The 13,357-nt window shown below is 75.1% G+C and carries 6 protein-coding genes and 1 pseudogene; all 7 read left to right on the top strand.

Features of this window, described 5'->3' with window-relative positions:
• Positions 1 to 26 precede the first annotated feature (26 nt).
• On the top strand, positions 27 to 6,113 hold the full coding sequence (locus ACFVVU_RS08700) for a DNRLRE domain-containing protein (RefSeq protein WP_387788824.1): 6,087 nt from the start codon (positions 27 to 29) through the stop codon (positions 6,111 to 6,113).
• Between the two features lie 178 nt (positions 6,114 to 6,291).
• Complete coding sequence (locus ACFVVU_RS08695) at positions 6,292 to 7,479, top strand: 4-hydroxybenzoate 3-monooxygenase (protein ID WP_387788823.1); 1,188 nt, start codon at positions 6,292 to 6,294, stop codon at positions 7,477 to 7,479.
• A 74-nt stretch (positions 7,480 to 7,553) separates the two neighbouring features.
• The gene (locus ACFVVU_RS08690; protein WP_387788822.1) at positions 7,554 to 9,290 is read left to right on the top strand and encodes a methyltransferase; all 1,737 of its coding nucleotides are present in this window, start codon (positions 7,554 to 7,556) and stop codon (positions 9,288 to 9,290) included.
• Positions 9,287 to 9,343, top strand: a pseudogene (locus ACFVVU_RS08685) (hypothetical protein); the annotation flags it as partial. The gene ACFVVU_RS08690 and the pseudogene ACFVVU_RS08685, both read left to right, overlap by 4 nt.
• A 228-nt stretch (positions 9,344 to 9,571) precedes the next feature.
• The gene (locus ACFVVU_RS08680; RefSeq protein ID WP_380715313.1) at positions 9,572 to 10,966 is read left to right on the top strand and encodes a uracil-xanthine permease family protein; all 1,395 of its coding nucleotides are present in this window, start codon (positions 9,572 to 9,574) and stop codon (positions 10,964 to 10,966) included.
• Positions 10,967 to 11,142: 176 nt separating this feature from the next.
• Positions 11,143 to 11,703: an OsmC family protein gene (locus ACFVVU_RS08675; protein WP_387788821.1), complete on the top strand. Its 561-nt coding sequence runs from the start codon at positions 11,143 to 11,145 to the stop codon at positions 11,701 to 11,703.
• Between the two features lie 55 nt (positions 11,704 to 11,758).
• Positions 11,759 to 13,333: a phytoene desaturase family protein gene (locus tag ACFVVU_RS08670; protein WP_387788820.1), complete on the top strand. Its 1,575-nt coding sequence runs from the start codon at positions 11,759 to 11,761 to the stop codon at positions 13,331 to 13,333.
• Positions 13,334 to 13,357: the final 24 nt, after the last annotated feature.

The following is a 13,357-nucleotide window of genomic DNA, read 5'->3' as shown; positions in this document are numbered from 1 at the left end:
CCGGCGATCGCCCCTGGAGTGTGCCTGTGTCATGGTTCCCACCCGCCGCGGGAGGCCCGCCCGGCTCCCGCACCCGTGCCCGTACCCGCGCACCGCGCGGCCGCTGGACGGCGGCCACCCTCTCCGCCGCCCTGCTGGGCGGACTGCTTCTGGGAGTGCAGCCCGCCTCGGCCCGGCCGGAGCCCGAGCCGTCGTCCGCCGACCGCAAGCCCGCGGCGGCCCAGCAGCCGGCCCGCGACCGGGCCTCCGCCCGGCTCGCGGCCCGGCTCACTGGCAAGCCGGTGGAGGTGCCCACCGAACGCACCGAGACGGCGACGACCTGGGCCAACCCCGACGGCACCCTCACCCTGGAGGTCGCGGCCGGCCCGGTGCGGATGCGCCGCCCGGACGGCGACTGGGCCGACGTCGACGTCAGCTTCGCCAAGCGCCCCGACGGCTCCGTCGCCTCCAGGGCCCACCCGCGCGGGCTCGCCCTGGCCGGGGCGCCGAGCGCCCGGCGGGCCGCCTCCTTCGCCGAGGCCGCCGCCGCCCCGGCCGAGGACCTGCTCACCCTCAGCGCCGGCGGCCGGGGCGTCGCGGTGCAGTGGCGGGGCGGCCTGCCCGAACCCCGTCTGGACGGCGCCCGGGCCACCTACCAGGACGTCCTGCCCGACGCGGACCTCGTCATCGACGCCACCCGCACCGGCTACGAGCAGTCCGTGATCCTCAAGCGGCGCCCCACCGGTCCCGCCGACTACACCCTGCCGATCAAGGCCCCGGGGATCGACGCGCGCCAGAACGAGGACGGCGGCGTGACGTTCGTCGAGTCCGCCACCGGGCGCGAACTCTCCACGATGCCCGCCCCGGTCATGTGGGACGCCACCGTCGACCCGAAGTCCGGTGAGCACACCCGCCGGGCAGCGGTGGGCCTGAAGGTCACCCGCTCCGGCGACACCGTCGAACTGCGCCTCAGCCCCGACGCCGCGTTCCTCGCCGACCCGGCGACCCGCTACCCCGTGACGGTCGACCCCTCGGACACCGGGCTGTCCGACGTCTTCGACACCTGGGTCCAGCAGGGCGAGACGACCGACGCGTCCAGCGCCACCGACCTGAAGATCGGCTGGCCGGGCGACTGGGCGGACGTCCCGAAGACCAAACCCCGCATCGCCCGCTCCTTCATCAGCTGGGACATGGCGCCCATCAAGGACGCCCTGGTCTCCAAGGCCACCCTGTCGCTCTACAACTTCCACTCCTGGGACTGCACCAAGCCCGCCGCCTGGGAGGTCTGGGACACCAACAACGCGACGACCGCCAGCCGCTGGACCAACCAGCCGGCCTGGCTGCAGAAGTTCGCGACGTCCACCGAGACCCGCGGCCAGAACTGCGCCAACGGCGCCTACGTCAACGCCGACGTCACCTCGCTGCTCCAGTACTGGGCGGGCCAGTCCACGGTGGGCCGTCAGGGCCTGGGCCTGCGCGCCGCCAACGAGGCCGACACCGCCGGGTGGAAGAAGTTCTACTCCGGGAACGCCGCCGCGAGCCAGATCCCCAAGCTGTCGGTCACCTTCAACTACCGCCCCCGCACCGGCACCGACCAGCAGGCCGGCCCACCCTTCTTCGCGGACGACGGCGTCTACACCGTCAACACCCTGACCCCCGTCCTGCGCGACACCTTCGCCGACTCCAACAACGACCGGATCAACGGCACCTTCCAGATCGTCGACGCGGCCACCGACCAGCCGGTCGGCGGCTACCTGGTCTCCCCGTGGGGCGCCAGCGGGGAACCGGTGTCCGCGACCGTCCCGGCGGGCCTGCTCCAGGACGGCCGCACCTACCGCTTCCGCACCAACCCCTACGACGGCACCCACTACAACCTCGCCTGGTCGCCCTGGCGCACCTTCACGGTGGACACCGCCGCGCCCTCCGCGCCGACCGCCGTGACCTCCACCGACTACCCCTCGGCCGCCTGGGTCAAGGGCGTCGGCCAGAGCGGCACCTTCGTGGTCACACCCCCGTCGGCGGACCACCGCTGGCTGGAGTGGACCCTGGACGGCAGCACCTGGAACCGCATCGCCACCGGCGGCACCAACGCGCCCGTCAGCCTGCTGGCCACGCCGACCCACGGCGGCACCAACACCCTCCGGGTGCGCAGCGTGGACCGGGCCGACAACCGCTCCGAGGCCCTGGCCTACGAGTTCCACGCCGGCGCCGGCGGCATCGCCAGGCCCTCCGACAGCCGGCGCACCGCCGCCCGGCTGCCGCTCCAGGCCGAGGCCGACGCCACGCGCTTCGACGCCGTGACCTTCTCCTGGCGGCGCTCGGACGCCGACGCCTGGGCACCCGTCCCGCCCGGCCACGTCAGCGCCGCCGGCACCCCGCTCACCGGCTGGCCGCTCGCGCTCACCGCCGGCCGCAGCCCGGAACTCGCCTGGGACGCCGCCACCACCGTCAGCCCCGACGGCGCGGTGCAGCTGAAGGCCGACTTCACCGGCCCGGGCGGCGCCACCGGCTCCAGCGACCCGCTCAAGGCGATCGTCGACCGCACCGCCGACAACGCCGCCACCGCGGCCGTCGGCCCCGGCACCGTCAACCTGCTGACCGGCGGCTACGCCCTCAGCCGCACCGACGCCTCCTTCTTCGGCACGGCCGTCACCCGCACCGCCTCCTCCCGCGCCCCCCAGGAGGGCGCGGCCCAGGCGGGCCAGGCCGCGATCTTCGGCAAGGAGTGGCTCTCCGGCACCGCCACCGGCCGCAAGGACTCCGGCTACACCGCGATCGGCCGCACCTCGGACACCTCGCTGGACGTCCGGCGCACCGACGGCACGGCGCTGCGCTTCACCGCCGACGGGACGGCCACCGGCTGGGTCCCCGAACCCGGCGCCGCCAACCTCACCCTGACCGGCTCCTTCGCCGCCGGCTTCACCCTGACGGACAGCAACGGCGACACCGCCGAGTTCACCCGCACCGACCCCGCCGCCACCGCCTGGACGCTCACCCGTTCGGCCACCCGGGGGCTCGACAACAGCACCAGCACGATCGTCTCCCAGAACGTCACCGGCCCCGACGGACCGGTCCTCACCCGACCGCAGCGGGTGGTCGCCCCGACCAGTGCGGTCGCCTCCTCCGTCTGCGCGGCCGACCCGGCCGTCCGCGGCTGCCGCGTCCTGGAGTTCGTCTACGCCGGCGCCACCACCGCGACCGCCGCCGCCCTCGGGGACGTCGCCGGCCAGGTCAGCGCGATCCGCCTGTGGTCCACCGAACCCGGCGCGAGCGCCGCCACCGCCGTCGACGTCAGCCGCTACGCCTACGACACGAACGGCCGGCTCCGGGAGACCTGGGACCCGAGGATCACCCCCGCGCTGAAGACCGCGTACACCTACGACACGGCGGGCCGCGTCACCGGCCTCACCCCGCCCGGCGAGCTCCCCTGGACCTTCGCCTACGGGCGGGCCGGCAACTCGCCGGCCGCCGGTGACGGCATGCTGCTCACCGCCTCCCGCCCGACCCTGGCCCCCGGCTCCGCCGACCAGGTCGACGGCACCGCCACCACGACCCTGGTCTACGACGTGCCGGTCACCGGCGCCGGCGCCCCCTACGACCTGGGCCGCGCCGCCACCGCCTCCTGGGGCCAGCGGGAGACCCCCACCGACGCGACCGCCGTCTTCCCGCCCGACCAGACACCCGCCGCCGGCACCGGGACGCAGCTCCCCGCGAACGGCTACGGCCGCGCCGACGTGCACTACCTGGACGCCTCCGGCCTGGAGACCGACACCGTCCGGCCCGGCGGGGCCGTCACCGCCACCGACCACGACGCGGCCGGCAACACCGTCCGCCAACTGACCGCCGCCAACCGCGCACTGGCCCTGGGCGCCACCGACCAGGACCGCGCGACCCTGGCCACCCTCGGGATCGCCGCCCTCGGCAGCGCCGAACGGGCCGACCTGCTCTCCACCACGACGGCCTACAGCGCCGACGGCAACCGCGAGCTGGAGGTCCTCGGCCCCCTCCACTACGCCACGCTGGAACGGAAACTGACCGCCGGGACGACCGTCGTCGCCGAAGCCGGAACCCAACTGCCCCTTCGGCAGCGGACGGTGAAGGAGTACGACGGCGGCCGGCCCACCGACGGCAGCGCCACCGTGCGCGACCAGGTCACCAAGGAGACCGTCGGCGGACAGCCCCGCATCGACACCGCCCTGCTCGCCGACGCCCGCGCCACGGCCACCGGCTACGACTGGGCCAAGGGCCGGCCCACCACGAGCGTCCAGGACCCCGACGGGGCCCGGCTCACCACCACCACCGGCTACGACGCCCAGGGCCGGGTGACCAGCACCGGCCTGCCCGCCTCCACCGGCACCGACGCGGGCACCACGACCACCTCCTACTACACCGCCGACGGCAGCGGCCCCTGCGCCGCCCGGCCCGAGTGGGCGGACCAGGTCTGCTCCGTCGGACCCGCCGGCGACATCACCGGCGGCGGCGCCAACCCCGCCCAACTGCCCCGCCGCACCGTCGAGTACGACCGCTGGGGCCAGACCACGAGCACCGTCGAGACCGCCAACGGCGCCCAGCGGACCACGACCACCGGCTACGACGCCGCCGGCCGCCGCACCAGCTCCACCGTCACCGGCCCGGGCCAGCCGGTCCCGGTCGTGACCACCGGCTACGACGCCGCCACCGGCCGCCAGACCACCACGTCCGCCGCCGGCGCCGGCACCGTCACCACCGCCTACGACCGCCTCGGGCGCACCATCGCCTACACCGACGCCGACGGCGCCACCACCACGACCCGCTACGACAAGCTCGACCGGCCGGTCCTCGTCTCCGACTCCGCGCCCTCCACCCTCACCTACACCTACGACACCGCCGTGGAACCGCGCGGCCTGCCCACCGCGGTCGGCGACTCGGTGGCCGGCATCTTCACCGCCCGCTACGACGCGGACGGCACCGTGGTCGGCACCGGACTCCCCGGCGGCTACACCATGCGCCAGACCACCAGCCCGACCGGCACCCCGGTCAGCCGCACCTACACCCGCGACAGCGACGGCACGACCGTCCTCGGCGACGGCATCAGCACCACCGTGCACGGCCAGTGGGCCACCCACACCGCCACCTTCGCCTCGGCCTCCCAGCAGGTCTTCGGCTACGACACCGTCGGACGCCTCACCCGCACCACCTCGGCCGCCGACGGCGTCTGCACCACCCGGACCTACACCTTCGACCGCAACACCAACCGCACCGCCCGCAGCTCCGTCAACGCGCCGCCCGGCGCCGACTGCGCCACCTCCGGCGGCACCCCGGAGCAGCACGGCTACGACACCGCCGACCGCCTGACCGACCCCGGCTACGTCTACGACGCCTTCGGCCGGACCACGGCCCAGCCCGGCGCCACCACCTCCTACTACGCCAACGACCTCGTCCGCCAGCAGAGCACCGCCACCGACCGGCAGACCTGGACGCTGGACCCGGCGCTGCGCCTGCGGGCCTGGACCGCCGAGGTCAACCCCGGCAGCGGCTGGACCCCCTCGCGCAGCCGGATCAACCACTACGGGTGTGCCTGCGACAGTCCCAGCTGGACCGTCGAGGACACCGCCACCGGCGAGCTCACCCGCCAGGTCGCCACGCCCGCCGGAGGGCTCGGCGCCACCACCGCGAAGACCGGCGGGGTGCAGCTCCAACTCGCCAACCTGCACGGCGACATCGTCGTCGTCCTGCCGCTCGACCAGGGCCGGGCGCCGATCGCGGTGACCTACGACGAGTACGGCAACCGCGCGCCCGGCACCGCCCCGCTGCGGTACGGCTGGCTCGGCTCCCAGCAGCGCTCGGCCGAGACGCCCACCGGGGCCGTGCTCATGGGCGTGCGGCTGTACGACCCGACGCTCGGCCGGTTCCTGACCACCGACCCGGTCCCGGGCGGCAACGCCACCGCCTACGACTACGTGCTCCAGGACCCGAACACCCACTTCGACCTCGACGGCCAGTGGGGGTGGGGCTGGGTGCGCCGGGCCTGGACATGGGTCAGGCCCTTCGTGATCCTCTGCGGGCGGGGAGCCTGGGCGTCCCGCAACTACGGCTACACCTGGCAGCAGAAGGCGGCGGCCATGGCCGCGGGCTGCATCGTCTACAACCTCTGACGATCCCGCGCAGCGCCGGCCGGTGCCGGGCCCTCCGGGGCCGGGCACCGGCCGGTTCCGTTTCGCCGACGGCCGTTCCGCTCACTCCTGAGAGTGATCTGTGCCGGTTTCCGTATCCACCGGTCGTTACCATTGAGGCTGTGTGACCAGCCGTCAGAACGCAAACGGGGGAGCGGACATGGTCGAAGAGTCGGCTGACGTGGTGATCCTCGGCGCCGGCCCGGCCGGCCTCGTGCTCGGCAACCTCCTGCACCGGGCCGGCATCGACTGCGTCGTCCTGGAACGCGCCGACCGCGCCCACCTGCACACCCGGGCCCGGGCCGGCTTCCTCGCCGCGCACACCGTCCGCGTCCTGGACCGCCACGGCCTCGCCGACGGTCTGCACCGCCGCGGCCAACCCCACGCCACCTGCGAGTTCCGCACCGCCGACGGCCGCTTCCGGCTCGACTACGCGCACCTGGGCCGCGGCGAGTGCCACACCGTCTACCCGCAACAGCACCTCGTCGCCGACCTCCTCACCTCCTACCTGGACGCCGGCGGCCGGCTGCACCTCGCCACCGAGGCCCACCGGGTGCTGGACACCGACGGCGAACGCCCGGTGGTCGAGGCGAGCGGCCCGGACGGGCGCCCCGTACGCTGGCGGGCCCGCTACGTCGCCGGCTGCGACGGCCGCCACGGCGCCGCCCGCCGCTCACTGCCGCCCGGCGCCGTCGTCCACCACCACGACCACGGCCTGTCCTGGCTCGGTCTGCTCGCCGAGGCACCCCCCAGCCTGGACGCCGTCGGCTACGCCGTGCACGAACGCGGCTTCGCCGGCCACATGGCCCGCACCGCGCGGATCACCCGCTACTACCTGCAGTGCGAGCGCGGCACCCCGCCCGACGCCTGGTCCGAGGACCACATCTGGCACGAACTCGACGAACGGATGCGCTCGGCCGAGCACGGCCCGCTGCACCGGGGGAGCATCGTCCAGCGCAGCGTCGTCGACCTGGAGTGCGACGTCGTCGAACCGCTGCGCCACGGCGCGCTGGTGCTCGCGGGCGACGCCGCGAGCCTGATCACCCCCTCGGCCGCCAAGGGCGCCAACCTCGCCGTCCTGGAGGCGGAACTGCTGGCCGCCGCCCTGGTCGACGAACTCGCCCACGGCGACGGCCGCGCGCTGGCCGGCTACTCGGCCCGCTGCCTGGAGCACATCTGGCGCGCCCAGGAGTTCTCGCACTGGATGGTCCGGCTGCTGCACGCCGTGCCCTCCCCGCACGGCGGCCCGTCCTCCTTCGACGAGGGACTGCGCCGCGCCCGCCTGTCGGCCCTGCGCACCTCGCGCGCCCAGCAGGACTGGTTCGCCGAGAACTACGTCGGCCTCTGACCGCCTCCGACACCACTGATCCGCGCACGCTGATCCGCGGACACCACTGATCAACGCACCGAGGACGTACCGCCATGACCACCGAGGACGACACCTCCCGCCTGCGCGCGACCGCCGACTTCGTCCGCCGTCACGACACCGCCACCCTCCTGCCGCTGCTGCTGCCCGGCCTCGACACCACCGCACTGCGCTCCCTCACCCGCCACCTGCGCTTCGCGCACGCCGCCCTGCTGGTCTTCCCGCCCGACCCGGCGGCGCTGTACGCGGACCTGGCCGCCTGCGGCCTGCCCGCCGACGTGCCGCCGGGCCCCAGTACCGTCGTCCGCGAGCGGCTGGCCGAGCGCCACCACCGCCCGGTGGCCGCGCTCGACGTCACCATCCGGCGCGTCCCCGTGCCCGGTACTGGCCCGACGCCGCGCACCGTCGAGGTGTTCGCACTGCCGGTGCCGCCGGGCTCCGGACTCCGGCCGCTCGCCGACCACGAGCGGACCCACCAGCACGAGGCCCACCTCGCCTTCGAGCTGCCGGACCCCGAGCCGGTCCTGCTGCGCGGTCTCCGCGCCCTGCTCGCCGACCACGGCGCCACCCCCGACGGCGGCGGCCACAACCCCCACGAGAACGGCACCGTCCTCTACTTCACGGCCCCCGCCGACTCCCGGGCCGGCTACCGCCGCCTGGAGCTGTACGCACCGGGCGACCACCGCGCCGCCCTCGCCGCCCACCTGGCCGCCCCGGCCCCCCGGCCGCCCGCCGAGACCCTGCTGCGCCTGCTGACCGGCGCGTGGACCACCCAGGCGCTCGCCGTCGCCGCCCGCCTGCGCCTGCCCGAGGCCCTGGAACCGGCCGAGGCCCTTCATCCGGACGAGGCCCCGCACCCGGCCGCCCCCGTCGACCCGGCGACCCTCGCCCACCGCACCGGCACCCACCCCCGCGCCCTGGCCACCCTGCTGCGCTACCTCACCATGCTCGGCGTCGTCACCCCCGAGGACGACGGCCACCGCCTCACCGCCGTCGGCGCGCTGCTGCGCGAGGACGCCCCGGGCTCGATGCGCCCGCTGGCCCTGATGTACGGCGGCCCCTTCTATCGCTCCTTCGGCGCCCTCGACCACGCCGTGCGCACCGGCGAGCCCGCCTTCGACCACCTCTACGGCGAGAACCACTTCGACCACTTCGCCCGCGACCCCGAACTCGCCGAACTCTTCGACCGCTCCATGGCGGCGAGCGCCCGGATGTTCGACCCCGTCCCCGCCCACCCGGCCCTCACCGCCGCCGCCCGGTTGCCGGCCGGCGCCACCGTCGTCGACGTCGCCGGCGGCAACGGCGAACTCCTCGCCCGCGTCCTCACCGCCCACCCGCGACTGCGCGGCATCCTGCTGGAACGCCCGCACGCCGTCGAGGCCGCCCGCCGCACCATGGCCGAGGCCGGCTGTGCCGACCGCTGCGAGTACCGGGCCGGCGACTTCGCCGACGTCCCCGAGGGCGGCGACGTCTACCTCCTGTCCCGGGTGCTGCACGACTGGGACGACCGACGCTGCCGCGCGATCCTGCGCCACTGCGCCCGCGCGATGCCCGCCCACGCCGACCTGCTCGTCCTCGAACGCCTGCTGCCCGCCGACGGCTCCCCGTCGCTCGCCACCGCCTGGGACCTCCACATGCTCTGCAACGTCGGCGGCCGTGAACGCACCGCCGACCACTACGGCGCCCTCCTCGCCGCCGCCGGCCTGGACCTGCTCGCCCACACCCCCCTCCCGCTCGACGCCGCCCTCCTCCACGCCCGCCGGCCCGCCACCCCACCGGGAGCCCGCACCTGACCGTCGCCCACCACGAGGACGAGCGCGTCCTGGCCCGGGCCGAGGCCGAGGTCGCCGCGCTGCTCCCGGTGACCGCCCGGGTCTCCTCGGTCGAACTCGTCGTCCACGACGGCACGGTGTGGCGCACCCGCGCCTCCTTCCCCCTGCCGGGCCGCTGACCGGCCGGCCTCCACCGCGCCGAGCGCGCGGTCCAGCAGGGGGGCGGTGGCGGGCGAAAGGCCGGGTGACCAGGAGAATGGTGCGGAAAGACCCCCGGAAGTACAGAGAAAGCGAACCCCCACATGGATCTCGGCGTGCGCTGGAAGCTGCACGGTGACGGGCGTACGCCCGCACCGGGAGCGGTCGTCCGCCCCGACGAACGGCTCTCCTGGCCCCGGACGGCAGGGCTCGGCGCCCAGCACGTGGTGGCCATGTTCGGCGCGAGCTTCGTGGCGCCCGTGCTGATGGGGCTCGACCCCAACCTGGCGATCATGATGTCCGGTGTCTCGACCGTCATCTTCCTGCTGGCGACCCGCGGCCGGGTGCCCAGCTACCTCGGCTGCTCGCTCTCCTTCGTCGGCGTCGCCGCGGTGATCCGGGCCCAGGGCGGCACCAGCGCGACCGTCACCGGCGCCGTGTTCGTGGTGGGTGTGGCGCTGTTCCTGGTGGGCGTGGCGGTCCAGCGCTTCGGCGCGCGGATCATCCACGCCGCGATGCCGCCGATCGTCACCGGCGCCGTCGTCATGCTGATCGGCTTCAACCTCGCGCCCGTCACCGCCTCGACCTACTGGCCGCAGGACCAGTGGACGGCGCTGCTGGTGATGCTGTTCACCGGACTGGCCGTGGTGGCGCTGCGCGGCTTCTGGTCGCGGGTGGCGATCTTCCTCGGCCTGCTCTTCGGCTACGGCATCTCCTGGCTGTTCGACCAGGTCTTCGGGAAGATCCACTCGGTGGACGGGAGCGGGCAGCTCACCGACCACTGGCGGCTGGACCTCTCGGGCGTCGGCAAGGCGGACTGGATCGGCCTGCCCACCTTCCACGGACCCTCCTTCCAGTGGTCCGCGATCCTGGTGGCCCTGCCCGTGGTGATCGCGCTGGTCGCCGAGAACGCCGGCCACGTCAAGGCCGTGGGGGAGATGACCGGCGACAACCTGGACGACAAGCTCGGCACCGCGATCTCCGCGGACGGTGTCGGCTCCATGCTGTCCACCGCCCTCGGCGGCCCGCCGAACACCACCTACTCCGAGAACATCGGCGTCATGGCCGCCACCCGCGTCTACTCCACCGCCGCCTACTGGGCCGCCGCCTTCTTCGCGCTGCTGTTCGGCATCTGCCCCAAGTTCGGCGCCGTGGTGGCCGCGATCCCCGGCGGGGTGCTCGGCGGCATCACCGTCATCCTGTACGGCATGATCGGCCTGCTCGGCGCGCAGATCTGGATCAAGTCCAAGGTGGACCTGCGCAACCCGCTGAACCTGGTGCCGGCCGCCGCGGGCATCATCATCGGCATCGGCAACGTCACCCTGAAGTTCACCGACACCTTCAGCCTCAGCGGCATCGCGCTCGGCACCCTGGTCGTCATCACCGGCTACCACGTGCTGCGGGCGCTGGCCCCCGCGCACCTCAAGACCCAGGAGCCGCTGCTGGACGAGGGGACCTCGTCCTACGACACCGACTCCGAGGAGCCGGGCACCCGCTAGCGACGCCCCCGACAGCCGGGCGGGGAGGGGTTCGCAAGAGCCCCTCCCCGCCCGGCCCGTTCCGTCGTCAGCCGCCGAACCCGCCGCTGAAGCCGCCACCGCACCCGTCGCGGCGATCCCCGTGAATGCGGCCGTAGACGCCCCGGGAGGGGACTCCGGCCCGTACGCTACGGACCATGACGCACATACCCGCGGTCCCCGGGCCGGGTCTGGCCGAGCACCTGCGCGACAAGGGGGCGGCCATGCGCGACGCCGCCCGCCGGCGGCCGGAGAGCTCCGACTGGGACGAGGAGGTCGGCGCGGTCTGCGTGGCCGACGACGCGACCGGGGTCCGCAAGGTCAGGGTGGGGGACTGGTCCTTCATCGGCGACGGCGGGCCCGACATCGGCGGCTTCGGCCTCGGCCCGACCTCGCCGGAGCTGTTCTGCGCGGTGGTCAGCACCTGCCTGACCCACACCATCCTGTGCGTCGCGGCCCTGGAGGACCTCCCGCTGGACCGGGTGGAGGTCCGGGTGAACGCCCGCAACAACGACGCCCGGTTCTTCGGCGTTCCGACCGAGGCGCCCGCCGTGCCGTACGACCTGACGGCCGAGGTCGAGCTGCGGGGCCCGGCCTCGCCGCAGGCCCTGGCGGACCTGCTGGCCACCGCGGACGCCCGCTGCCCCATGCTGCGGCTGGTCCGTTCCGAGCACAGCGTCGACGTCCGCCTCTCCCGGGACCCCCACGGCTCGGCCTGACCCGCCGCCGCCCGCCGTGTTCCCCGGGCCGCCCCGGTCGCGTACCGTGCCGGACATGGCGAACTCGTCCTCCCGGCACGACGTCGTGATCGTCGGCGGCGGCCACAACGGGCTGGTGGCGGCGGCCTACCTGGCCCGCGCCGGCCGCCGGGTGCTGCTCCTCGAACGGCTGCCGCGGGTCGGCGGCGCGGCGGTGTCGGCCCCGGCGTTCACCGGCGTGGACGTCCGGCTGTCGCGCTACTCCTACCTGGTGAGCCTGCTGCCGCGCACGGTGGTGCGGGACCTCGGCCTGCGGCTGGACCTGCGGCGGCGCCGGATCGCCTCGTACACCCCCGCCGTCCGCGACGGGAAGCCCACCGGCCTGCTGGTGGACGCGGCCGACGCCGGCCGAACCCGGGCGTCCTTCCGGGCGCTGACCGGGGCGGACCGCGAGTGGGAGGCCTGGCGGCGCTTCCAGGCGATGACCGCCGGCCTCGCCGAACGGGTCTTCCCGACCCTCACCGAACCGCTGCCCACCCGGGCCGAACTGCGCCGCCGGGTCGGCGACGACGCGGCCTGGGCGGCCCTGTTCGAGCGGCCGCTCGGCGAGACGCTCGAAGCGACCTTCGCCGACGACCTGGTGCGCGGCGTGGTCCTCACCGACGCGCTGATCGGCACCTTCACCCACGCCCACGACCCGTCACTGCGGCAGAACCGCTGCTTCCTCTACCACGTGATCGGCAACGGGACCGGCGACTGGGACGTCCCGGTCGGCGGCATGGGCGCGGTGACCGACGCCCTCGCGACGGCCGCCCGGGCGGCCGGGGCCGAACTGCGCACCGGCTGCGAGGTCACCGCCCTCGCCACCGACGGCACCGGCGACGCCGAGGTGACCTACCGCCACCGCGACGGCGAGGCGACGGCGGTCGGCCGCCGGATCCTGGTCAACGCCGCCCCGGCGACCCTGGCCCGGCTGCTGGGCGAGGACCCGGGTCCCGCGCCCGAAGGCGCGCAGCTGAAGGTCAACATGGTGCTGCGCCGACTGCCGCGCCTGCGCGACCCCGCCGCCGACCCCCGCGAGGCGTTCGCCGGCACCTTCCACGTCGCCGAGGGCTACCGTCAGCTGGAGACCGCGTACAACGAGGCGGCGGCCGGCCGGATCCCCTCGGCGCCGCCGTCCGAGCTCTACTGCCACTCCCTCACCGACCCCTCGATCCTGGGCCCGGACGCCGTCCGGCAGGGCCGGCAGACCCTCACCCTGTTCGGCCTGCAGCAGCCCGCCCGGCTGTTCGCCGACCCGGCCGCCAAGGAGCGGGCCCTGGCCGCGAGCCTGGCCCGCCTCGACGAGGCACTGGCCGAGCCGATCGCCGACTGCCTGGCCACCGACGCCGACGGCCGGCCCTGCGTGGAGGCGAAGACGCCGCTCGACCTGGAGCGGGAGATCGGTCTGCCCGGCGGCCACATCTTCCACCGCGACCTCGCGTTCCCGTACGCCACGGAGGAACCGCGCGGCGCCGCCGCCCGCTGGGGAGTGGCGACGGCCCACCCGAACGTCCTGCTCTGCGGCGCGGGAGCGATCCGCGGCGGCGGCGTCAGCGGCATCCCCGGCCACAACGCGGCCCGTGCCGTCCTGGAGGACCTGCCCTTCTAGGGCGGCCCCGTCCGGAATCGAAAA

Source organism: Kitasatospora sp. NPDC057965, assembly GCF_042887135.1.
In the GTDB taxonomy this organism is placed as follows: Bacteria; Actinomycetota; Actinomycetes; order Streptomycetales; family Streptomycetaceae; genus Kitasatospora.
The sequence above is the reverse complement of the archived record's forward strand: the minus strand, read 5'-3'. Positions and strand labels throughout refer to the sequence as shown.